The 21,056-nt window shown below is 71.2% G+C and carries 20 protein-coding genes; 14 read left to right on the forward strand and 6 right to left on the reverse strand.

Features of this window, described 5'->3' with window-relative positions; translation table 11 throughout:
* Positions 1 to 20: 20 nt before the first annotated feature.
* Positions 21 to 1,292, reverse strand: coding sequence for an MDR family MFS transporter (locus ACZ6QQ_RS24860; protein ID WP_465879459.1), 1,272 nt, complete (start codon positions 1,290 to 1,292; stop codon positions 21 to 23).
* A gap of 142 nt (positions 1,293 to 1,434) precedes the next feature.
* Here ACZ6QQ_RS24860 and ACZ6QQ_RS24865 point away from each other — a divergent pair, with 142 nt between their 5' ends.
* On the forward strand, positions 1,435 to 2,193 hold the full coding sequence (locus ACZ6QQ_RS24865) for a phosphoglyceromutase (protein ID WP_465879570.1): 759 nt from the start codon (positions 1,435 to 1,437) through the stop codon (positions 2,191 to 2,193).
* A 99-nt stretch (positions 2,194 to 2,292) separates the two neighbouring features.
* Here ACZ6QQ_RS24865 and phoU read toward each other — a convergent pair whose 3' ends face one another.
* Complete coding sequence (gene phoU, locus ACZ6QQ_RS24870; RefSeq protein ID WP_465879460.1) at positions 2,293 to 2,955, reverse strand: phosphate signaling complex protein PhoU; 663 nt, start codon at positions 2,953 to 2,955, stop codon at positions 2,293 to 2,295.
* Positions 2,956 to 3,238: 283 nt separating this feature from the next.
* On the opposite strand from phoU, the gene ACZ6QQ_RS24875 reads away from it, so the two are divergent.
* Together ACZ6QQ_RS24875 and ACZ6QQ_RS24880 are read left to right on the forward strand one after the other, a co-directional pair.
* Positions 3,239 to 4,465: a sensor histidine kinase gene (locus ACZ6QQ_RS24875; protein WP_465879572.1), complete on the forward strand. Its 1,227-nt coding sequence runs from the start codon at positions 3,239 to 3,241 to the stop codon at positions 4,463 to 4,465.
* Between the two features lie 31 nt (positions 4,466 to 4,496).
* A complete protein-coding gene (locus ACZ6QQ_RS24880; RefSeq protein ID WP_329104805.1) occupies positions 4,497 to 5,180 on the forward strand; it encodes a response regulator transcription factor in 684 nt (227 codons plus the stop codon).
* An 87-nt stretch (positions 5,181 to 5,267) separates the two neighbouring features.
* Here the strand turns inward: ACZ6QQ_RS24880 and ACZ6QQ_RS24885 are convergent, their stop codons facing one another.
* From ACZ6QQ_RS24885 to ACZ6QQ_RS24895, 3 genes are all read right to left on the reverse strand, one after another.
* Positions 5,268 to 6,752 (reverse strand): cellulose binding domain-containing protein, encoded by a 1,485-nt coding sequence (locus ACZ6QQ_RS24885; protein WP_465879461.1) that lies wholly within the window; start codon positions 6,750 to 6,752, stop codon positions 5,268 to 5,270.
* Positions 6,753 to 6,922: 170 nt separating this feature from the next.
* On the reverse strand, positions 6,923 to 8,161 hold the full coding sequence (locus ACZ6QQ_RS24890) for an MFS transporter (protein ID WP_465879462.1): 1,239 nt from the start codon (positions 8,159 to 8,161) through the stop codon (positions 6,923 to 6,925).
* 134 nt (positions 8,162 to 8,295) lie between these two features.
* Positions 8,296 to 9,141, reverse strand: a complete 846-nt coding sequence (locus ACZ6QQ_RS24895; RefSeq protein ID WP_465879574.1) for a DUF3109 family protein — start codon at positions 9,139 to 9,141, stop codon at positions 8,296 to 8,298.
* 132 nt (positions 9,142 to 9,273) lie between these two features.
* On the opposite strand from ACZ6QQ_RS24895, the gene ACZ6QQ_RS24900 reads away from it, so the two are divergent.
* Positions 9,274 to 10,218, forward strand: a complete 945-nt coding sequence (locus tag ACZ6QQ_RS24900) for a Ppx/GppA family phosphatase (protein ID WP_465879463.1) — start codon at positions 9,274 to 9,276, stop codon at positions 10,216 to 10,218.
* 75 nt (positions 10,219 to 10,293) lie between these two features.
* On the forward strand, positions 10,294 to 11,094 hold the full coding sequence (locus ACZ6QQ_RS24905; RefSeq protein ID WP_465879465.1) for a sugar phosphate isomerase/epimerase family protein: 801 nt from the start codon (positions 10,294 to 10,296) through the stop codon (positions 11,092 to 11,094).
* Between the two features lie 72 nt (positions 11,095 to 11,166).
* On the opposite strand, the gene ACZ6QQ_RS24910 is transcribed toward ACZ6QQ_RS24905, so the two are convergent.
* Positions 11,167 to 11,775 carry a CGNR zinc finger domain-containing protein gene (locus ACZ6QQ_RS24910; RefSeq protein WP_465879466.1) on the reverse strand — a complete coding sequence of 203 codons (609 nt, stop codon included), beginning with the start codon at positions 11,773 to 11,775 and terminating at the stop codon, positions 11,167 to 11,169.
* Positions 11,776 to 12,122: 347 nt separating this feature from the next.
* Between ACZ6QQ_RS24910 and ACZ6QQ_RS24915 the strand changes: the two genes are divergently transcribed.
* The 9 genes from ACZ6QQ_RS24915 to ACZ6QQ_RS24955 all read left to right on the forward strand — a co-directional run bounded on the left by ACZ6QQ_RS24915 (position 12,123) and on the right by ACZ6QQ_RS24955 (position 21,053).
* Positions 12,123 to 13,040, forward strand: coding sequence for a proline dehydrogenase family protein (locus tag ACZ6QQ_RS24915; RefSeq protein WP_465879467.1), 918 nt, complete (start codon positions 12,123 to 12,125; stop codon positions 13,038 to 13,040).
* A gap of 114 nt (positions 13,041 to 13,154) precedes the next feature.
* A complete protein-coding gene (locus ACZ6QQ_RS24920) occupies positions 13,155 to 14,480 on the forward strand; it encodes a hypothetical protein (RefSeq protein ID WP_465879468.1) in 1,326 nt (441 codons plus the stop codon).
* A 71-nt stretch (positions 14,481 to 14,551) separates the two neighbouring features.
* Positions 14,552 to 15,964 (forward strand): efflux RND transporter periplasmic adaptor subunit, encoded by a 1,413-nt coding sequence (locus ACZ6QQ_RS24925; RefSeq protein ID WP_465879470.1) that lies wholly within the window; start codon positions 14,552 to 14,554, stop codon positions 15,962 to 15,964.
* Entirely contained in the window at positions 15,961 to 16,857 is an 897-nt protein-coding gene (locus tag ACZ6QQ_RS24930; RefSeq protein ID WP_465879471.1) for an ABC transporter ATP-binding protein, read from the forward strand. Before ACZ6QQ_RS24925 ends, ACZ6QQ_RS24930 begins: the two co-directional genes overlap by 4 nt.
* Before the next feature lie 60 nt (positions 16,858 to 16,917).
* Positions 16,918 to 18,102: an ABC transporter permease gene (locus ACZ6QQ_RS24935; protein ID WP_465879472.1), complete on the forward strand. Its 1,185-nt coding sequence runs from the start codon at positions 16,918 to 16,920 to the stop codon at positions 18,100 to 18,102.
* A gap of 254 nt (positions 18,103 to 18,356) precedes the next feature.
* Positions 18,357 to 18,569: a helix-turn-helix domain-containing protein gene (locus tag ACZ6QQ_RS24940; protein WP_121157347.1), complete on the forward strand. Its 213-nt coding sequence runs from the start codon at positions 18,357 to 18,359 to the stop codon at positions 18,567 to 18,569.
* Positions 18,570 to 18,821: 252 nt separating this feature from the next.
* Complete coding sequence (locus ACZ6QQ_RS24945; RefSeq protein ID WP_020520584.1) at positions 18,822 to 18,923, forward strand: 30S ribosomal protein bS22; 102 nt, start codon at positions 18,822 to 18,824, stop codon at positions 18,921 to 18,923.
* Between the two features lie 123 nt (positions 18,924 to 19,046).
* Entirely contained in the window at positions 19,047 to 20,141 is a 1,095-nt protein-coding gene (locus tag ACZ6QQ_RS24950; RefSeq protein ID WP_465879475.1) for an NAD-dependent epimerase/dehydratase family protein, read from the forward strand.
* A gap of 6 nt (positions 20,142 to 20,147) precedes the next feature.
* Positions 20,148 to 21,053 (forward strand): lysophospholipid acyltransferase family protein, encoded by a 906-nt coding sequence (locus ACZ6QQ_RS24955; protein WP_465879477.1) that lies wholly within the window; start codon positions 20,148 to 20,150, stop codon positions 21,051 to 21,053.
* The last annotated feature ends 3 nt before the right edge of the window (positions 21,054 to 21,056 follow it).

The following is a 21,056-nucleotide window of genomic DNA, read 5'->3' on the forward strand; positions in this document are numbered from 1 at the left end:
CGGGGAAGACGGGCAGGGGATCAGGCGGGTTGGGGGGTGAGGGTGGGGGCCTCGACGGGGTCGGGCTGGCGGAGTTCGGCCGCGCGACGTTCACGTACGGGGCCGGACAGGAGGTGGGCGACGGCCAGGGCGAGGCCGATCGCGGCGCAGCCGAGCCAGAGGGTGCCGTCGCCGAGGTGTTCGCGTACGACGCCGCCGAGGATGGGGGCGGTGAACCCGGCCACCGACCAGGAGAGCGAGAAGACGCCCTGGTAGCGGCCGCGCATGCCGGGCAGTGAGAGCTCGGCGATCAGGGTGGAGTTGGACGGCGAGTTGAGCATCTCGCCGAGGGTCCAGGTGAGCACGGTGAGCGCGTAGAACCAGGCCTCGTCGGCGAACGCGGTCAGGCCGAAGCCGACGCCCATGATGACGGCGGCCAGGGCGAGCACGTGCGACCGGTTGCGGCCCCGGATCAGCCGGGGGACGAAGAGCTGACCGGCGACGATCAGGATCCCGTTCAGGGCGATCACGGTGCCGTACGTCGACGGGGCCAGGCCGTCCTCTCCCATCGCGATCGGCAGCATCGAGATGTGCTGGAGGAACACCAGCGCGGTGAAGATGTTGATCACCACGAAGCCGAGGAAGACCCGGTCGCCGAGAACGCTGAGCAGCCCGTTCGTGGCGCGACGCGTACCCGGAGTCGACGGGACGCGACCGACGACGACCCGGCGCGGCTCGCGGACCCTGAGGAAGATGACCGCCGCCGTGATCAGCGTGGTGGTCGCGTCGACCAGGAAGAGCAGTTCGTAGCTGACCTGGGCGGCGAATCCGGCCAGGATCGCGGCGCAGGCGAAGCCCAGGTTGATCGCCCAGTAGTTGAGCGAGAAGGCGCGCAGCCGGTCCCGTTCCGGCACCACGTCGACCATCATCGCGGCGAATGCCGGCCGGGCCGCCTCGGCGAACATGCCGAGCAGCAGGGCGCCGGCCGCGATCACCCAGAGTCCACGGGCGAAGCCGAGGGCCACCATCATCGAGGCGGCGCCGATGTGGGCGGTGAGCAGCGTGGGCCGCCGTCCCCAGCGGTCGGCGAGGATGCCGCCGGTCAGGGTGCCGACCGTGCCACCGGCGCCGTAGAGGCCGATCACCAGCCCGGCCTCGACGGCGGAGAAGCCCCGCGCCGTGGTCAGGTAGATGGCGAGAAAGATCAGGATGAATGAACCGAGGCGGTTGATCAACGTACCGGTCCAGAGGTACCAGAACGTGGCGGGCAGCCCGCCGGTGGTGTCTCTGACCCAGCCTCGAACCGACCGCACGTCGCCCCCCGGATACGTAATGACCGACGTTCGGTCGATGCCTTACAACCTAGTCGTCCTGATCACCCGGAGTCATGTTGATTTCGACGTGGTGGTCGTCACCGACGGGGTGTCGGCACGTCGGGACCACGACTGCGGGAAGATGTGGGTCATGACAGTTGGGACCCTCGTGCTGCTGCGGCACGGCGAGAGTGATTGGAACGCCAAGAACCTCTTCACCGGCTGGGTCGACGTGGACCTGACCGCGAAGGGTGAGGGCGAGGCGCGGCGCGGCGGCGAGTTGCTGCGCGAGCACGACCTGCTCCCCGACGTGGTGCACACCAGCGTGCTGCGTCGGGCGATCCGGACCTCCGAGTTGGCGCTGAACGCCGCCGACCGGCACTGGATCGCGGTGCGCCGGTCGTGGCGGCTCAACGAGCGGCACTACGGCGCCTTGCAGGGCAAGGACAAGAAGCAGACCCTGGCGGAGTACGGCGAGGAGCAGTTCATGCTCTGGCGCCGCTCGTACGACACCCCGCCGCCGCCGATCGACGACAACGACGAGTGGTCGCCGGCCGGTGACCCGCGTTACGCCCTGGTGCCGCCGGAGCTGATGCCCCGTACCGAGTGCCTCAAGGACGTGGTCGAGCGGATGCTGCCGTACTGGTACGACTCGATCGTGCCGGACGTGCTCGCCGGCCGTACGGTGCTGGTGGCGGCGCACGGCAACTCGCTGCGGGCCCTGGTCAAGCACCTGGACCAGGTCTCCGACGAGGCGATCGCCAAGCTGAACATCCCGACCGGCATCCCGCTGCGCTACGACCTGGACCCGCAGCTGCGTCCGGTCACCTCCGGCGGCACCTACCTCGACCCGGAGGCCGCGAAGGAGGCCGCCGCGGCGGTGGCGAACCAGGGCCGCTGAGCCCGGCGCTCCACCCGACAGACAGGCACGCGAAGGGGCCCTTCCCGTCAATTCGGTACGGGAAGGGCCCCTTCCGCCTGCGGCATGGCGGCCGGCTCGCTACTCGCCGGTCGGCTGGTCGTCGGTGAACTCCCCGGTGACCAGGTAGACGACCCGCTCGCCGGCGTTGACCGCGTGGTCGGCGTACCGCTCGTAGAACCGCCCGAGCAGTGCGCCGTCGATGCCGGTCTCCACCCCGTACGGCCAGTCGTCGCTGAGCAGCACCGCGAACAGGTCCCGGTGCAGGTCGTCCATGGCGTCGTCGTCCTGCTCCAACTCGGCGGCGAGCTGGGCGTCGGGCTTGGAGAGGACCTGACCGATCTTGTGGGCGATCCGGTCGGCGACGGCCGCCATCTGGGTGAAGACACCCCGCAGCTCCGCCGGTACGGCCGGCGACGGGTGTCGGCGCAGCGCCGTCTTGGCGACGTGGTCGGCGAGGTCGCCCATTCGTTCGAGATCGGCCGCGACGTGCAGTGCGGTGATGACCGCGCGTAGGTCGGAGGCGACCGGTGCCTGACGGGCGAGCAGGTCGGCGACCCGCTCCTCGACCTGCCGGTAGATGCTGTCGATCTCGGCGTCGCGGGCGATCACCGTTTCGGCTGCTGACCGGTCGGCGGTGAGCAGCGCCTTGGTGGCCTTGCTCATTGCCACGCGGACGGCCTCCGCCATGTCCACCAGTAGCTGGCTGACGATGTGCAGATCGGTCCGGAACTCGTCGCGCATGATCACGTCCTGTGGTCGGAGGGCTCGCCGGTGGGCGACCGCCGCCGACGGACCCGCACGGGGTTGGGGCAGGTGACCCGCCCACCGTAGGGCGGGCGGACGGCCCGTAGGTGAACGCAGGTGAACGACGCGAGGCCGGAGCGTGAACTTTGCCATGTCCGCGCCCGATATGTCCTATTGTATGGGGCCGCTCGGATAACAATGACCCTACGATCGCCGGGTGGAATGGGGGGTCGTAGCCGGCGTGGCCGGTGGACTGGTGATCGGACTGATCATCGGTCCCATGCTGGTGCGCGCCATCCGGCGAGCGCCCGAGCACGGCGTGCGGCGACTCCCGGGCGGGGGCGACCTCACCCCAGCCGACGGGAGGCCGGCGATCGCAAAGCACCAGAAGGCCGAACTCTCCGGGCTCGGCCGCAAGAGCATCGACTCCCTGCGAGTCGGCGTGGTGGTCCTGGACACCGAGGACGTACCGGTCCTGATCAACCCGGCCGCGCGGGCGATGGGCCTGCTCCGCGCCGGGGTCACGCCGGGCACGGTGGCCGCGCACCCGATCATCCGTACGCTCGCCGGACAGGTGCGCCGGACCGGGGTGCGGCGCGAGGTCGAACTCGACCTGCCGCGCGGCCGGGACGGCGGGGTCCACGATCCGCTCGGCGTGCACCTGCGCGCGATGGGGATCGGCAACGGGTACGTCGCGGTCGAGGCCGCCGACGTGACCGAGTCACACCGGGTGGCCCGGGTACGCCGGGACTTCGTGGCCAACGTCAGCCACGAGCTGAAGACCCCGATCGGCGCGTTGCAGCTGCTCGCCGAGGCACTGCTCGACGCCACCGAGCCGCCCAGCGACAACGGCGGCGTCGAGCCGTCCGAGGACGTGGTGGCGGCCCGGCGCTTCGCCGAGCGGATCCAGCACGAGTCGACGCGGCTCGGCCGGCTGGTCAACGAACTGCTCGAACTCACCCGGTTGCAGGGCGCGGAGCCGCTGCCGGAGCCGGAGCCGGTCGCCCTGGACTGGGTGGTGGCCGAGGTCATCGACCGGACCCGTACCACCGCCAGTGCCCGCAAGGTCGAGGTCGTGGTCGAGGGCCAGCGCGACCTGACCGTGTACGGCAGCGACAGCCAGGTCGCCACCGCGGTCGCCAACCTGGTGGAGAACGCGATCGCGTACTCCGCCGAGGAGACGAAGGTGACGGTCACCACAGTCGCGGACGACGACCATGTCCAGATCTCGGTCGCCGACCAGGGCATCGGCATCGCGCCGAACGAGGTGGACCGGATCTTCGAGCGCTTCTACCGGGCCGACCAGGCCCGTTCCCGGGCGACCGGCGGCACCGGCCTCGGCCTGGCGATCGTGAAACACATCGCCACCAACCATGGCGGACGGGTCGAGGTGTCAAGCACGCTGGGTGGAGGCTCGACGTTCACCCTGCGGTTGCCCGCCCGCCCGCCGGACGCTGTCCTACCGCTACCCCCGTCAATTGAGATCGACACTGGTCCAGCCCAGTAACCCCAGGCTGGACAGAGGAAAGGAAAGTCCGTTGGCCCGCGTTCTCGTGGTCGAGGATGAGGAGTCGTTCTCCGACGCCCTCTCCTACATGCTGCGTAAAGAGGGTTTCGAGGTCTCGGTCGCACCGACCGGTCTCTCGGCCCTCACCGAATTCGACCGCACTGGCGCGGACATCGTGCTGCTCGACCTGATGCTGCCCGAGATGTCCGGCACCGAGGTGTGCCGGGAGCTGCGCCAGCGTTCACACGTGCCGATCATCATGGTCACCGCGCGGGACAGCGAGATCGACAAGGTGGTCGGCCTGGAGATCGGTGCCGACGACTACGTCACCAAGCCGTACTCGCCGCGTGAGCTGGTCGCCCGGATCCGGGCGGTGCTGCGACGCAAGAGCAGCGAGACGGTCGACCTGGCCGCGCCGACCCTGGCAGCCGGCCCGGTGCGGATGGACATCGAACGGCACGTGGTGACGGTCGACGGCAGCGCCGTGCAGCTTCCGCTCAAGGAGTTCGAGCTGCTGGAGCTGCTGCTGCGCAACGCCGGCCGGGTGCTCACCCGAGGCCAGCTCATCGACCGCGTCTGGGGCGCCGACTATGTCGGAGACACCAAGACCCTGGACGTACACGTCAAGCGCCTGCGCTCCAAGGTCGAACCCGAACCCAGCACCCCCCGCTACATCGTCACCGTCCGCGGCCTCGGCTACAAATTCGAACCGTAAACCGCCCCGCCTACTCAGGCGTTGATCATGAAGTTAGCGCAGGAAATTGGTCCCCAGGGCGCGCTAACTTCATGATCAACCAGGGTTTCAGGGGGTGGTGGGGACGTTGGTGAGGCCGTTTTGGGCGTTGGTGACGGTATTCGAGGTGTGGACGATGTTGAGGTTGTTGGGGCACTTCGAGGTCGAGGTGACGTTGATCGCCCAGCGGCCCACGCCGCCCAGGTTCGAGCTGTTGTCGCGCCAGATGTTGCCGCAGCCGTAGCCGGTGAGCAGGTTGTGTGTCTCGTAGCCGTTGGCGAAGGTCCCCGGTGAGCTGAACGAGCCGGTGTTCCGCTCGAAGAGGTAACCGTTGCCCTTGGCGTCCACCCATGAGTCGCCGGAGTTCTGCCCCGTTATCCCCCGGCCGTCGAAGGTGTTGCCGCGCACCATTCCGCCCTCGGTCCCCTCCTTGATGTCGATGTGCTCGGCGGTCACGTACGGGCCGATGCGGTTGTCCAGCACCTGCACCCGGTCCGAACGGTCGATCCCGCCCGAGTTGCCGTGGCAGGCGAAGTTCGACTGCGCCGATCCGAGGTAGACGCCCTCGCCGTAACCGGGCTGGACCAGACCGGTGTACTCGATCTGCGAGTTGCGCAGGATCCCGTCCGCCGACGAGCGCCGGAAGTGCACGCCCTCCTCGTCGGTGTGGTGCACGTACACGCCGTCGATCGTGACGTGGTGCGAGTTGTCGAGCATGATCCCCTTCTTCGACTCCGCCACCGTGAAGCCGGTCAGGTTCCAGTACGGCGCGTCGAAGAGCCAGATCCCGTACCCGGAGTCCCAGCCGGCGGTCGGTGCCGGGCAGGACGGGCCGCTGCCGGACGGGCCGTCGTTGATCAGGACGGCGGTACGCGGCCCGGTCAGGGTGATCCGGGCGGACGCCGTGCCGGCCCGCTGGGCGACGAAGGAGCCCCGGTAGGTGCCTGCCGCCAGTCGGATGGTCTGGCCGGGCTGGGCGGCGGCCAGGGCGGATCTGAGTTCGGCGGCGGTGCTGACGTTCACGGTCGGCCCACCCGGTGGGGGTGTGGTCGGCGGGGATGTCGTGGGCGGGGGCGTGGTGGGTGGAGGTGTCGTCGGTGGGGGCGTGGTGGGCGGGGGTGTCGTCGGGGGTGGGCCGCCGGTGCAGGGGGCGCCGTTCAGGGTGCAGTTGGTCGGCGTACCGAGGCCGCTGACGTTGAAGCCGAAGCTCTGGCCTCCGCCGGGGGCGACGGTGCCGTTCCAGCCGGCGTTGGCGAAGCGGTAACGCTGCCCGGACTGGCTGCGTACGGAGTCCCAGGAGGTGCTGACGGTGGAACCGGACGGCAGGTCGAACTCGACCACCCAACCGTTGGCGGTGGCGTCCCCGCCGTTGCGGATCGTGTACCCGGCGGCGTAACCGCTGCTCCAGGTCGAGGACGGGGTGAAGGTGGCGGTCAGGGCCGGGGCGGCGGCGTACGCGCTGGGTGCCGAGACGAGCGTGGCGGCGAGGGTGGCCGCGGCGAGGGCGGCGATGGATGCGCCGAGGGCCGTACGGCCGACCGGGGTGATTGTCACGGGCAGAGCCTTCCGTCGATCGAACGATGGGCGGAACGCTCCCGGATTTGAGCGACCGCGCTCGATCAGTTAGTAAACCTAACAGTTATCGACGGGTCAAGAACGGACAGCGTGAAGGGCCCCTTCCCGCGCGAACTGCCACAGGAACGGGCCCTTCACCACTGATGGGGCTAGCCGGCCAGGCGGGGTTGGCGGGCGGGGCGGGCCAGGGTCAGGCCCAGCAGGGCCAGTGCGGCGAGCGCCATGACGGCGACGCTGTACTCGCGGGCGGTGGTCAGCACTCCGCCCGCGTGCACGACCAGGAAGCCGGCGACCACCGCGGGCAGGCCCATGGCCAGGTACGACACCACGTAGACGACGGAGAGCACGCCGGCTCGTTCGTGCGGGTTGGCCAGCGGGATCACGGTCCGGATCGCGCCCTGGAAACCGGCGCCGAAGCCCGCCCCGGCCACCACTGTGCCGACGAAGAAGAGGGCTTCCGAGGTGCTGTTGATGGCCAGCAGGGTGATGCCCACACCGACGAACAGGCCGGCGGTGCCGATGAACATCAACGTACGGGGTGCGCTGGCCCGCAGGAGCAGCACCATCACACCGCCGCTGGCGGCGAGGGTGAACAGGGCGAGCCCGCCGAGGACGAACGAGTTCGAACCGGCGACCAGGCGGACCACACTCGGGCCGAGCGACCCGTAGAAACCGGCCAGGGACCAGGCCGCCACCAGGGCCGGTACGGCCAGCAGCAGCGGCCGGCGGGCGATGGGGGGCAGGGCGAACTGGAGTCGCAGCGAGGCGAGCGCGCCGGGGCGGGGGGAGGACGATTCCCGCATCAGGAGCACGCCGACGCCCTGGAGCAGGAAGATCCCGAAGAGCACCAGGTAGACCAGGTGGGCCGGGGCCGGCAGGTACTGGACCAGCAGTCCGGAGCCGAGGGCGCCGGTGGCCGTGCCGAGCAGGGGGCCGACCGCGTTGGTGATGGCGCCCCGAGCCTGGTTCAGGTCGAGCATTCCGGCGCCCACGGCTCCGGCGGCGGCGCCGGTGGACAGGCCCTGGAGCACCCGGGCGGCCATCAGTTCGGGTACGCCGTCGGCGGCGGCGAACACCAGCATGGTCGCGGCCTGGACGAGGATCGCCGCGATCAGTACGGGTCGGCGCCCGACGTGGTCGGAGAGCGACCCGACGGTCAGCAGCGAGACCAGTACGGCCAGCGCGTACACCCCGAAGACGAGGGTCACGGTGATCGGCGAGAAGCCCCATTCGGCCTGGTAGATGGCGTAGAGCGGGGTCGGGGCACTGGAGCCGGCGAGGAACGCCACCACGATCGAGGCGAGCAGCCAGAAGCCGACCGGGGTGGGGAGCCGGCGGGACTCCGACGGCGTACGGGTGGCGGGCGCGGCGGTGGTCACAGAGGTCATCGGGCTTCTCTCGCGGACGGGCGCGACTTCCCGGAAGTGGACAGGCGCACAAACAGACAGGTTTGTCTAGCTCGGCCAGACTAGACAGGTCTGTCTGTCAGTGGCAAACCAGTGTCATCAACACCACGTGCAGGTCAGGGGGCCACCGTCGGGGTCGCCGGCTTGCGACCGACCGTCACCCGCCGGGTCGGCGCCGGTTCCGGGGTCGCCGGGTGCGGGGCGACCAGACCCCGTTTCGCCCGCGCCGCGCACAGCTCGGCCAGCTTCGCGTACGCCGCGGCGCCGATCAGCGCGGTCAGCTCTGCCTCGTACGACAGGTACATCGGCTCCTGGCCGACGTGCGCCTCCGGTGACGAGGTGCACCACCAGTCGAGATCGTGGCCGCCAGCGCCCCAGCCGCGCCGGTCGAACTCGCTCAGCGTCGAGACCAGCAGCTTGCTGCCGTCCGGCCGCTTGGTCCAGTCCTGTTCCCGGCGGACCGGCAGTTGCCAGCAGACGTCCGGCTTGTACTCCAGCGGGTGCACCCCGTCGCGCAGCGCCTGAGCGTGCAGGGCACAGCCGCCGCCACCGGCGAAGTCGGCGTCGTTGAGGAAGACGCACGGCCCCTCGGCGGACTGGGTCGCGGTACGCCGGGCCGGCGTCTTGCCGTCGACCGTGTCCAGCTCGGTGTACTTCTTGAAACCCCGCCGGTAGTGCTGCCAGGTCTGCGGGGTGAGCCGGCCGGCCGCCGCCCGTACCCGCTGCTCATCGTCGTCGTCGGTGAAGAACGCTCCGTGCGAGCAGCACCCGTCGGCGGCCCGGCCGGCGATGATGCCGTGGCAGCCCCGGCCGAAGACACAGGTCCAGCGGGACAACAGCCAGGTCAGGTCGGCGCGGACGAGATGCTCGGAGTCCGCCGGGTCGAGGAATTCGATCCACTCCCGGGGGAAGTCGAGATCGACCTCCCGGGAACGGGGATCGGTCGGGTCCTGGACCAGAATGCGGAGCTGGGTACGGCCTGCCACCTGGTCAGCGTACGCCCGGCGGCTCTACCAGGTCGGATAGCTGCTGTTTCGGGCGCGGTGCACCGGGTGCGGGCGGATGGCGGCAACGGGCGAGTCTAGGGTTTCGGCATGCGACTCGGAGTACTCGACGTCGGTTCCAACACCGTCCACCTTCTCGTGGTCGACGCCCACCACGGCGCCCACCCCTGGCCGGCGCACTCGGAGAAGGCCGTACTGCGGCTGGCCGAACAGATCGGCCGCAACGGTGCGCTGACCGGCTCGGGCGAGGATGCGCTGGTGACGGCGGTTGCCGAGGCGAAGGCGTCGGCCGCCCGGCTGACCGTCGACGACCTGCTCGCGTTCGCCACCTCGGCGGTTCGGGACGCGAAGAACGCGGCGCACGTGCTGGGCCGGGTGCGGGCCGAGACCGGCGTTGCGCTGGAGGTGCTCTCCGGGGCGGACGAGGCGCGGGCGACCTTCCTCGCGGTCCGCCGCTGGTTCGGCTGGTCCGCCGGCCGGCTGCTGGTGCTCGACATCGGCGGCGGTTCGCTGGAGGTCGCGGCCGGCATCGACGAGGACCCGGACATCGCGCTCTCGCTGCCGCTGGGCGCGGGGCGGCTGACCCGTGAGCGGCTCGGCACCGACCCCAGCACCACCGAGCCGCCGTCGGCCCTGGCCGTCGCGGAACTCCAGGAGTACGTCGAGGTGATGCTCGACCCGGTGGTGGAGCGGATGACCCAGGTCGGCTGGGAGCGGCCGGTGGCCACCTCGAAGACCTTCCGGATGCTGGCCCGGCTGGCCGGGGCGGCGCCGTCCAGCGCCGGGCTCTGGGCCCGGCGCAGCCTCTCCCTGAACGGGCTGCGGCAGGTGATCGGCTTCATCCGGCACATCCCGCCGAGCAAGCTCTCGGAGTTGGAGGGGGTGAGCGCCAGCCGGGCGCACCAGCTGCTGGCCGGGGCGGTGGTGGCGGAGGCGGTGATGCGGCGGCTGGGCCTCGAATCGCTGGACATCTGCCCGTGGGCGCTGCGCGAAGGGGTCATCCTGCGCCGCCTCGACCAACTCGAACCGGCATGATCTGACCTGGGGATACGGGCGGTTTAGGGCATCTTGTCGGTGGCGGTTGTCGGGCCGGGAGCTACGCTGACAACCGTGGCGACCCCTGTGCTCCTGTCCAGCTCCTCGGTCTTCCCCGAGCCGACGGCGGCGGCTTTCGAGCTGGCCGCCGCGCTCGGCTACGACGGTGTCGAGGTCATGGTCTGGACCGACGCGGTGAGTCAGGACGCCGGTGCGCTGCGCGGCCTGGCCGAGCACTACGGCGTACCGGTGCTCTCGGTGCATGCCCCGTGCCTGCTGGTGACCCAGCGGGTGTGGAGCAACGACCCGGCGCAGCGGCTGCGCCGGGCGGTCGAGCTGGCCGAGACGCTGGACGCGCCGACGGTGGTGGTGCATCCGCCGTTCACCTGGCAGCGCGACTACGCCCGCTCCTTCGCGCAGCTGCTGGACCGGTTGGCGCAGGACCACCCACGGGTACGCGTCGCGGTGGAGAACATGTACCCGGTCCGGATGGCCGGTCGGGAGTTCGTGCCGTACGTGCCGGGCTGGAACCCGACCGAGACCGGCTATGACGCGTACACCCTCGATCTGTCGCACTGTGCCGCGTCGCACACCGACTCGCTCGACATGGCCGACCTGATGGGGGCGAAGCTCGCGCACGTCCACCTCGGCGACGGCACCGGCGAGGGGCGGGACGAGCATCTGGTGCCGGGTCGGGGCAACCAGCCCTGCGCCGAGCTGCTCTCCTCGCTGGCCGGTCGTGGCTTCACCGGGGCGATCGCGGTCGAGGTGTCGACCCGGGGCGCCAAGAGTCGGGCCGCCCGCGAGGCCGACCTGGGTGCGGCCCTGACCTTCGCCCGTGAGCACCTGGCCGCCGCCCCCACCCTGAAGAGGTGAACCGGAACCGGCTGGTTCCGGGTGGGGTGGGGGCTCGGACCCCGGTGGTGGCTCGGGTCGGTCGGGGGAGGGTCAGACCTTGCTGAGTGTCTGCGTCGGCAGGGTCGCCTTGGGCACGCTGGGCTTCGGTACGGCCGCCGCCTGCACCGCCGCCCCCTGGACCGCGGCCCGCTTGCGGGCCCGGTGGGCGGCGACGTGCGAGCGGGTGGCGCACCGTTCCGAGCAGAACCGGCGGCAGCAGTTGGACGAGGTGTCCAGGTAGACGTTGCCGCAGCGGTCGTCGGCACAGACGCCGAACCGGGCGCTGCCGTACTCGCAGAGCCAGACCGACAGGCCCCAGACCGCGCCGGCCAGATACTCCGCGCTGACCGAGGCACCCCGGCTGGTCACGTGCATGTGCCAGTCGCTGGATCCGTGACCGGAAATACGCGGCTGCACGGGAAAGGACTCCAGTAGCGAGTTCAGTTCGGTCACCGCGGCCGCGTCGCGGCCGGAGGTGCCGAATTCGAAGACGTCACGCAGACGCTTCTGTGCGCGGCGGAATATCGCCACGTCGCGTTCGGCCACCTCATCGCGCATCCAGAGGTTTTCGTCGGCGAAGAGCGCCTTCAGGTCGTCGAGGTCGTCCAGGCGCGCGTTGACAAGGTCAACTCCGGTCCGGGCGTACGCGTCGAAGTTCACCCGACAACCGTAGACGATTCGTGGCCGTAGTGGCGGACGACCTTAGTACGGCGGGAAGCGGTCGGCATCGGTGATAAGGCTTTCACTTTGCGATTGCCTGACCTGCGCCGGATCACTCGTCGGCGACATAGTTCGTCATACGAGGTGGTGAATCGAGAAATGCCGGCAACAGCTATGGGTGTTCCGGAAAAAGTTCTCACGGCGCGGCGACTAACACCATGTGTGGAAGTCGCAACTTCCACGGACGCCGGTCCACCCGACCGGTGCGCCGGCCCGAACGTCCGTCCGACGGATCGGACCTGCCCGCTGCCCGGTTCCGGTCCGGCGGCGGAGGATACGCTCCCAGCATGCGCTCGGTCATCCTCGCCGCCTCCCGGTCATCCCGGGTCGAGCGGCTCGTCGAAACGGCCCCGTACACCCGGGACGTCGTACGCCGGTTCGTCGCCGGCACCGCCACGGACGACGCACTCCGCGCCACCCGCGAACTCGTCGCCAGCGGTCTGGCGGTGACCCTCGACCACCTCGGCGAGGACACCGTGACCCCCGAACAGGCGACCGCGGTCCGGGAGGAGTACCTCACCCTGCTGACCGTGCTCGCCGGGGCCGACCTGACCCCGGCCGCCGAGGTCAGCGTCAAACTCTCCGCTCTCGGGCAGAAGTTCGACGAGAAACTCGCCTACGACAACGTCAGGGCGATCTGCGTGGCCGCCGCGGCCGCCGGCACCACGGTCACCCTCGACATGGAGGACCACACCACCACCGACTCGACCCTGGACATCCTGGCGCGGCTGCGCAAGGACTTCCCGTCGACGGGGGCGGTGCTCCAGGCGTACCTGCGGCGGACCGAGGCGGACTGCCGGGAGCTGGCCACCGCCGGCTCGCGGGTGCGGCTCTGCAAGGGGGCGTACAAGGAGCCGGAGTCGGTGGCGTACCAGTCGACCCGCGACGTCGACAAGTCGTACGTCCGCTGCCTCAACATCCTGCTCTCTGGCGCCGGCTACCCGATGCTCGCCACCCACGACCCGCGCCTGATCGCGATCGGCCAGGACCGGGCCCGGTGGTTCGACCGCACGCCGGACGAGTTCGAGTTCCAGATGCTCTACGGCATCCGCCCGGAGGAGCAGATCCGGCTGGCCGGCGAGGGGCACACGGTCCGGACCTACCTGCCCTACGGCAGCGACTGGTACGGCTACCTGATGCGCCGGCTCGCCGAACGCCCGGCGAACCTGGTCTTCTTCGCCCGCGCCCTGCTCTCCAGGCGGTAGCCGCCGCCCCGCCGGGGCGCCGCGTCCACAGAGGAATCCGGCACGTACGGATGATTGCCGTACGGGGGATATGCGGCCATCCGACGTACAGGCGGATGTCGTACTCTCCCGTGAGTGATCGACGGGGTGGACGAGCGGCCGGTACGTCGGTGGCGGTGGCCGTTGTGGGTGGCTCTCGGTGTGGTCGGGGTGCTGCTGTTCTGCGGGCTTCCGATCGGCCTGACGGCGGTGCTGATCGCCCGGATGCCGGAGCCGGTGAGCCTGCCCGAATCGGCAGCCAGCGCGACCCCGGCGCTCAGCCCCGAGCCGGGTGACCCGGCGGACGTGACCGCGGCCTGGCTCGGTGAGCGGATCGACGCGATCCTGGACCAGCAGGCGCAGGCCCTGTTGCGCGGCGACGAGCAGGGCTTCCTGGCGGTGGCCGATCCGGCCTCACCGGCGGCCGAGGACCTGAAGCGGCAGTTCCGGGTGCTCCGGTCGATGAAGGTCGCCGCCTGGCAGCCGTCGCTCAACGGTCGCCCGACCCGGATGAACAGCAACACCAGTGAGTGGCGGGTGCTGGTCACCATCGGGCACTGCTTCGTGGTGACCGACTGCCGTACCGGTCCGGTGACGATCGGTACCCGGTGGGACGACGTACGGCCGCAGCCGCGCCTGACCGCGATCGAGCCGTCGATGTCCGGGACGGATGGGCCGAGGCCGTGGGAGGTCAGCGACCTCGCGGTCGGCACCGGCGCCCGGACCCTGGTCGCGGTGCCGCAGACGGTACGCGACAAACTGCCCGACCTGCTCAAGGCGGCCGAACAGGCGGCCGTGGTGGCCGACCGGTACGCCGTCAGTGGCACCCGTCCGGACGTCTACCGGATCTTCTACGCCCCCGCAGCCGAGTGGAAGCGCTGGTACGGCGGCGATCGTCCGGCCTGGACCGGCGGGTACGCGGTCGGTATCGGCGGGGACCGGTTCGACGTGGTGCTCAATGCCGACGGGCTGCACCGTACGGCCGTCGACGACCTGCTGCGGCACGAGATGACCCACGCGGCCTCGCTGCCCGGCCGGGGTTACGCCAGCAGCGAGAACTGGTGGCTGGTCGAGGGGATTGCGGAGTACGCCGGTGCCGGTGGCCGCCCGGTGGCCCAGTACGAGGGACTCGCCGACGTGACCCGGCTGCTCGGCGCCGCTGGTGGCTGGAACGGCAAGCTCGCGTCGGTCGAGCCGGCCGAGAGCGCGGAGGACTGGCGGGTCTCCGGCAGCTACGGCGTGGGTTACCTGGCCATCCGGTACCTGGCGGAGCGGTTCGGCGAGGAGGACATGCTCGCCTTCTACAAGTCGATCGTGCACGACGGCCGTGCGGTGGCGGACGCCGCGCGGGAGGCGTTCGGCACGGAGTGGGGACCGCTGCACGACGAGTGTGTCGGCTACGCCCGCAGCGTCGCCCGCTGACCGTCGCGCGGGGGAGGTTGCACCGCGCGTCGCGGCGCTCGTACCAGGGGTGATGCTCGTAGCATGAGGCCGTGAGTCGCGTTCCGTCGCCGCCTGCGCACGTAGCGTCGCGGCCCCTCCTGCCCGCTCTTCTCGTCGGCTCGGCCGTCCTGGTCAGCCTCGGCGCGGCCGCCTGCGGTGACGACCCCGCGCCGGTGGCGCTCGGCAGCGTGGCGCGGGCCAGCGTCGCGGAACTGGTCGACGCCCCGGCCAGCGTCACCGCCCGCGCGGTGGCGACGCTCAGCGCGCCCGCCGACGGCGTCCTGGCCGAGCTGCGGGTCGACCCCGGCGACACCGTCACCGCCGGCCAGACCCTCGCCGTGATCGACTCACCGGCCGCCCGGAACCGCCTTGAACAGGCCGAACAGGCCCTCGACGCGGCGAAGCGGGCGAGCCGCAGCGGTGGCGGCGGCCTCCGGCGGTCAGACCTGAAACGGAACCAGCGGGCCACCGACGAGGCCGCAGCCCGCGCCTTCACCGCCGCCCGGGACGCCGCCCGGAAGATCACCGATCCCGGACTCCGGGACGCCCAACTCGGCCAGATCCGCGCCGCCGAACAGCAGTACGCCAGCGCCTCCCGCGCCGCCGACCAGGCCGTACGAGCCGCCCAGCGGGGCGTCGCCCAGCTCGGCGCGGCGGTCGGCGCGCTCGGCACCGCCCAGCGGATCCAGGCCCAGCAGGCGTACGACCTGGCGAAGTCGACGGTGGACGCGCTCACCCTGCGGGCGCCGGTCGGCGGGGTGATCCAGTTGGGCGGCACCGCCGACGGCACCGGAGGAGCCGACGCGCTCACCGGACTGCTCGGCGCGGCCGGCATCAGCGGCGGTGCCGGTGCGGCGGGGACCGCCGGCCGTGGCCTCGGTCCGCTCGCCGGCCCGGCGGTGCCCGGCGTCGACGGCACCGTGCCCCTGGGCGGCCGGGTCAGCGCCGGTACCCCGATCATGACCGTGGTCGACCTCGCCGAACCGGGCCTGGTCGCCGAGGTCGACGAGACCGACGTACTGCTGGTCGAGCCCGGACTCGCCGCGACCGTCGAGCTCGACGCCGCCGCGGGCGCCACGTACGACGCCCGGGTCCGGGCCGTCGACGTCCTGCCGGCCGGCGGGGCGGGAGCCGGGGTCGGGTACCGGGTCCGGCTCGCGCTCGCAGACGGGCAATACCCCGACGGGCGGCCCGCTCCCGCACCCCGGCCCGGCATGAGCGCCATCGCCCATTTGCGGGTACGCCAGGCCGACGACGCGGTGACCGTGCCCGCCACCGCCGTCTTCTCCACCCAGGGGCGGGACAACGTCTGGCTGGTCCGCGCCGGGCGGGCCGAGCGGGTGCCGGTGACCGTCGGCGTCCAGGGGGCCGAACTGGTGCAGATCCTCGACGGGGTGCAACCCGGACAGCAACTCGTCGTCGGTGGCACCGAGCGGATCCGTACCGGACAGCAGCTTCCTTGACCGGCGCCGACACCACGGTCGGGTTCACGGTCGAACCGGCCGTCGAGGCGATCGACGTGACCCGGACGTACGACCTCGGTGGGGGCGAGGTGGCGGCGCTGCGGGGCGTGTCGCTGCGGATCGCGCCCGGAGACCACGTCGCGATCGTCGGGCCGTCCGGATCCGGCAAGTCGACCCTGATGCACCTGATCGGCGGCCTGGACCGGCCCACCGGCGGTACGTTGCGCATCGGCGGCCGGGACGTCGGCACGCTGACCGCCCCGGAGTTGGCGAATCTGCGCAACCGGACCATCGGCTTCGTGTTCCAGTCGTTCCACCTGCTGCCCCGGACCAGCGCGGTGGACAACGTGGCACTGCCGCTGGTCTACCGGGGGCTCGGGGTCCGGCAGCGGCGTGCCCTGGCCACCGAGACCCTGGTCCGCGTCGGCCTCGGGCACCGGCTCGGGCACCGGCCCAACCAGCTCTCCGGTGGCGAGCAGCAGCGGGTGGCGATCGCGCGGGCACTGGTCACCGAACCGGCGGTACTGCTGGCCGACGAGCCGACCGGCAACCTCGACAGTGTCACCGGCGAGTCCGTACTGGCCCTGCTGGAGGAGTTGAACGCCGAACGCGGGGTGGCGGTGGTGATCGTGACCCACGACCGGTTGCTGGCGGCCCGTACGCGACGACAGATCATCATCCGGGACGGTCGGATCGTCGGGGACGAGCCGGTGCCGGCAGGGCCGGTTTCCTCACCTGAGATAGTGGACGCCGCTCCCAGCGCGGAGCCCCGGTTCGCGTCCGGAAGCGAGTCGGGGCACCCGTCCGGTGGCTCCGGTGGCGCCGCCGGAGCCACCGGGCGCCTTCGCCCGCCGCATCCCCTGCCCACGCCCCGCCGCGGCGGCAGCACGTGACCCGGCAGCATGTGACCGGGCGGAACTCGATCCGGCGGAGCTCGACCGGCCCGGTGGCACGTGCGGCTGGCTGAGGGTTGGCGGGTGGCGCGGGACGCGCTGCGGGCCAACCGGATGCGCAGTGGGCTGACCATGCTCGGCGTGATCATCGGCGTGGCCGCCGTGGTGCTGCTGGTGGCCATCGGCACGGGTGCCAAGCGCGAGGTCGAGCAGCAGGTCGAGGGGCTCGGTTCGAACCTGCTCGTGGTGGTGCCCGGCCGGCTGGAGCTCGGTGCCGTACCGGCGGTGTCCCGGCTCGACCTGTCGGACGTGGCCGCGGTCTCCCGGCTGGTCGGCGACGCCGGTCAGGTCACCGCCACGGTCGCCTCCGGCGAGACCGTATGGGCCGGAACCAACTCGGCGTTCAGCACCGTGCAGGGCGTGCTGGAAACCACCCAGCGGGTCTTCGTCCGCGACCTCGACCGGGGCGTCTACCTCGCCTCGTCCGATGTGGACACGGCACGACGGGTGGCGGTCCTCGGGTCGCGGGTGGCGACCGCGCTCTTCGGCGACCGGGATCCGGTCGGCGGGCAGGTGTCGATCGCCTCGGTGCGGTTCCGGGTGATCGGGACCTTCGCACCGATGGGGCAGAGTCTCGGCGTGGACCGGGACCACGAGGTGCACATACCGGTCACCGCCGCGCACCGGCTCTACGGTACGACGCGGATCGACGGGATAGCGGTGAAAGCGCCGGACCGGGAGCGGATCACCGAACTGGGAAACGTGATCATCGGCGAGTTGTCCGCCCGGCATCCGGACACCGAGTTCAGCGCGGTCACCCAGGAACAGATTCTCGGCGTACTCGGCGACATCCTCGGGGTGCTGACCGGGGTGCTGTCCGCGATCGCCGGCATTTCGCTGCTGGTGGGCGGGGTCGGCGTCTCCAACATCATGCTGGTCTCGGTACACGAACGGACCCGTGAGATCGGGCTGCGCAAGGCGGTCGGGGCCCGGCCCCGCGACATCGGTCTGCAGTTCCTGCTGGAAGCGGTGCTGCTGACCGCGCTCGGTGGGGTGGTCGGGATGGGCCTCGGTATCGGCGGGGCGGTGCTGGTGGCCGGGCTCACCCCGGTGCCGGCCATCGTCACCGGCTGGTCGCTGGCACTTTCCTTCGGTGTCTCGGCGGCGGTCGGCATCGTCTTCGGGGTGCTGCCGGCCCGTCGCGCCGGTCGGCTCGACCCGGTGGTCGCCCTGCGCGCCGAGTGAGTTCGTCAGCACCCACCGTCAGGGGCGGCGGTGCTGCCCGTCCTCGGCCAGAGTCGGGATTCTGTCCCCTACCGGGTGGAAAATGCCTGCTCGGGTCGGTGTGGCAGCTTGACGACATATGATCAACACCGTGAAGGGATCGCGGAGGTCACAGCCGTCCCGCTACCGTACTGGTAACACGCGCGTTGCCCGCCGTGGCGCGGGAGCAGCCCGCTCGGGGGCACGCGCCGGGGAATGGAATGGGTCGGTGAGCCATGACGGGATCACCACAGTCCGACGCTCGGTTGTCGGAGGTCAGGTTCCTGACCGTCGCCGAGGTGGCGACTCTGATGCGGGTTTCGAAGATGACCGTCTATCGGCTCGTGCACTCCGGTGAACTCACCGCGGTCCGGGTCGGCCGGTCGTTCCGGGTGCCCGAGCACGCCGTACACGAGTACCTGCGCGGGGCGTTCCAAGAAACGGCCTGATCCCGTCCGCGACGCCCGTCGGCGTCGGGACGGTGCAGGCCGGGGTGGTCGTGGCCGGGGCCGTGACGGCTGTGCATGGGGTCGCGTTGGGCCTGTGCAGGGGCGACGGCTACCCTGGACCGCGACCGTGATCCCATCTTGGTGCGTCCAACACCCACCAGCCGGATCCGGTCCGTTGTCCAGTTCGGTTCCCGGAGCCATCCGACGATGGCTTCCGGGCCGACCCGCACGTTGCATCGGAAGGGCTGTCGTATGGGCTCGGTGGTCAAGAAGCGCCGCAAGCGCATGGCTAAGAAGAAGCACCGCAAGCTGCTGCGTAAGACCCGCGTCCAGCGTCGCAAGCTCGGCAAGTGACCTGGGCCGGGCCAACGCCCGGCTCAAGGCGCCACTTGCCACCCGTCGACCCTCGGAGGCACCCGTGACGCAGTCGCGGTGGTCCGGGCCCGCGCGCCCGTACCCGCTGAAGAGGAGCATGGGATGACCCCCGGCCGCACCTCGGGTGCACCGGGGGTTGTCGTGGTCACCGGAGTCAGTCGCTACCTCGGCGCCCACGTCGCCGCCCGGCTCGCCGCCGATCCCCGGATCGGACGGGTGGTCGGACTCGACGCCGCCGACCCGTCCACCGAACTCGCCCCCCTGCTCGACGGGGTCGACCGGGTACGGGCCGACGCGGCGTCGGTCGGCACCGTGATCGACGACCTGGCCGCCGACTCGGTGGTCCACCTCGCGCTGGTGACCGCCCCCGACCAGCAGCACGGTGGGCGGGCGGCGATGAAGGAACAGAACGTCATCGGCACCATGCAGCTGCTCGCCGCGTGCCAACGCGCGCCCCGGCTGCGCCGGCTGGTGGTCCGTTCCTCCACCGCCGCGTACGGGGCGTCGTTCCGGGACCCGGCGGTCTTCACCGAGGAGACCGAGCCGCACGCGGTACCGCGCGGTGGGTTCGCCCGCGACATCCTCGACATCGAGGGCTACGTCCGTGGCTTCCGCCGCCGCCGGCCCGACGTCACCGCGACCGTGCTGCGCTTCGCCCCGTTCATCGGATCCACCGCCGACACGACACTGACCCGCTACTTCGCCCAACGGGTCGTGCCGACGGTGCTCGGGCGGGACCCGCGACTGCAGTTCCTGCACATCGACGACGCCCTCGAAGTGCTCCACCGGTCGGTGACCGAGGAGCACGGCGGCACCTACAACGTCGCCGGTCCGGGCGTACTCGCCCTGTCGCAGGCGATCCGGCGATCCGGGCGGGTCGCCGTACCCGTACTCGAACCCGGCCTGTCCGGAGCCGCCGGAATCGCCCGTACGCTGGGCTTCGGGCGCTACGGTCTGGACCAGGTCGACCTCTTCGTGCACGGCCGGGTCGTCGACACCACCCGGCTCACCAACGAGTACGGCTTCACCCCGCGCTCCACCGCCGCCGCGTTCGACGACTTCGTCGGCGGACACACCGACCGTACGGTGGTCCGGGCCGACCAGCTCGCCGCCGCCGAACGGGCCATCCTGGACGGCATCCGGCAGGTACGCGCCGCGGTGGCCAATCCCCCCGGACCAACGAACACCGGTGAGTGACCGTCGATGAGTGAGAACGGGCGCTCGCCCGCGCCGGAGCCGATCGGAGCAGCGGTCCCCGACCAGCCCGGTGATGTCTGGGACCGGCGGGTCGCCTCCGGGCTCGCCTTCCTCCGCCGCCGCCTCGGCGGCCAGTACGAGATCGACGAGTTCGGGTTCGACCCCGAGCTGACCGACCGGGTGTTCCACCCGCTGTTGCGCCAGCTCTACCGGGACTGGTTCCGCACCGAGGTCACCGGGGTGGAGAACCTGCCGGTCGAGGGAGCCGGGTTGGTGGTGGGCAACCACTCCGGCACCGTCGCGCTGGACGCGCTGATCCTCTCCACGGTGCTGCACGACCGGCACCCGGCCCACCGCTACCTGCGCCTGCTCGGCGCCGACATCGTCTTCCGGATGCCGGTCGTCTCCGAACTGGCCCGCAAGACCGGCGGCACGATGGCGTGCAACCCGGACGCGGAGCGGCTGCTCGGCCGGGGCGAACTGGTCGGGGTCTTCCCCGAGGGCTTCAAGGGCGTCGGCAAGCTCTACGCCGACCGGTACCGGCTGCAACGGTTCGGCCGGGGCGGGTTCGTGTCGGCGGCACTGCGTACCGGCACCCCGATCATCCCGGTGGCGATCGTCGGAGCCGAGGAGACGTACCCGATGCTCGCCGACATCAAGCCGCTGGCCCGGCTGCTCAAGCTGCCGTACTTCCCGGTGACGCCGACGTTCCCCTGGCTCGGTCCGCTGGGTCTGGTGCCGCTGCCGAGCAAGTGGCTGATCGAGTTCTGCCCGCCGATCTCGACCGAGGGGATGGCCGACCAGGCCGACGACCCGCTGGTCGTGTTCAACCTCGCCGACCAGGTACGCGAGACGATCCAGCAGACCCTGCACCAACTGCTGGAACGCCGGCCGGACCCGTTCGGCCCCTGACCG

This window comes from Micromonospora sp. NPDC049529, assembly GCF_055586685.1.

Excerpts from the sequence above, each read along its gene's own strand:
- ACZ6QQ_RS24865 (WP_465879570.1), top strand. The coding sequence starts at position 1,435 with ATGTGGGTCATGACAGTTGGGACCCTCGTGCTGCTGCGGCACGGCGAG.
- phoU (WP_465879460.1), bottom strand. The coding sequence starts at position 2,955 with ATGCGCGACGAGTTCCGGACCGATCTGCACATCGTCAGCCAGCTACTG.
- ACZ6QQ_RS24875 (WP_465879572.1), top strand. The coding sequence starts at position 3,239 with ATGCTGGTGCGCGCCATCCGGCGAGCGCCCGAGCACGGCGTGCGGCGA.
- ACZ6QQ_RS24890 (WP_465879462.1), bottom strand. The coding sequence starts at position 8,161 with ATGACCTCTGTGACCACCGCCGCGCCCGCCACCCGTACGCCGTCGGAG.
- ACZ6QQ_RS24900 (WP_465879463.1), top strand. The coding sequence starts at position 9,274 with ATGCGACTCGGAGTACTCGACGTCGGTTCCAACACCGTCCACCTTCTC.
- ACZ6QQ_RS24915 (WP_465879467.1), top strand. The coding sequence starts at position 12,123 with ATGCGCTCGGTCATCCTCGCCGCCTCCCGGTCATCCCGGGTCGAGCGG.
- ACZ6QQ_RS24940 (WP_121157347.1), top strand. The coding sequence starts at position 18,357 with ATGACGGGATCACCACAGTCCGACGCTCGGTTGTCGGAGGTCAGGTTC.
- ACZ6QQ_RS24945 (WP_020520584.1), top strand. The coding sequence starts at position 18,822 with ATGGGCTCGGTGGTCAAGAAGCGCCGCAAGCGCATGGCTAAGAAGAAG.
- ACZ6QQ_RS24950 (WP_465879475.1), top strand. The coding sequence starts at position 19,047 with ATGACCCCCGGCCGCACCTCGGGTGCACCGGGGGTTGTCGTGGTCACC.
- ACZ6QQ_RS24955 (WP_465879477.1), top strand. The coding sequence starts at position 20,148 with ATGAGTGAGAACGGGCGCTCGCCCGCGCCGGAGCCGATCGGAGCAGCG.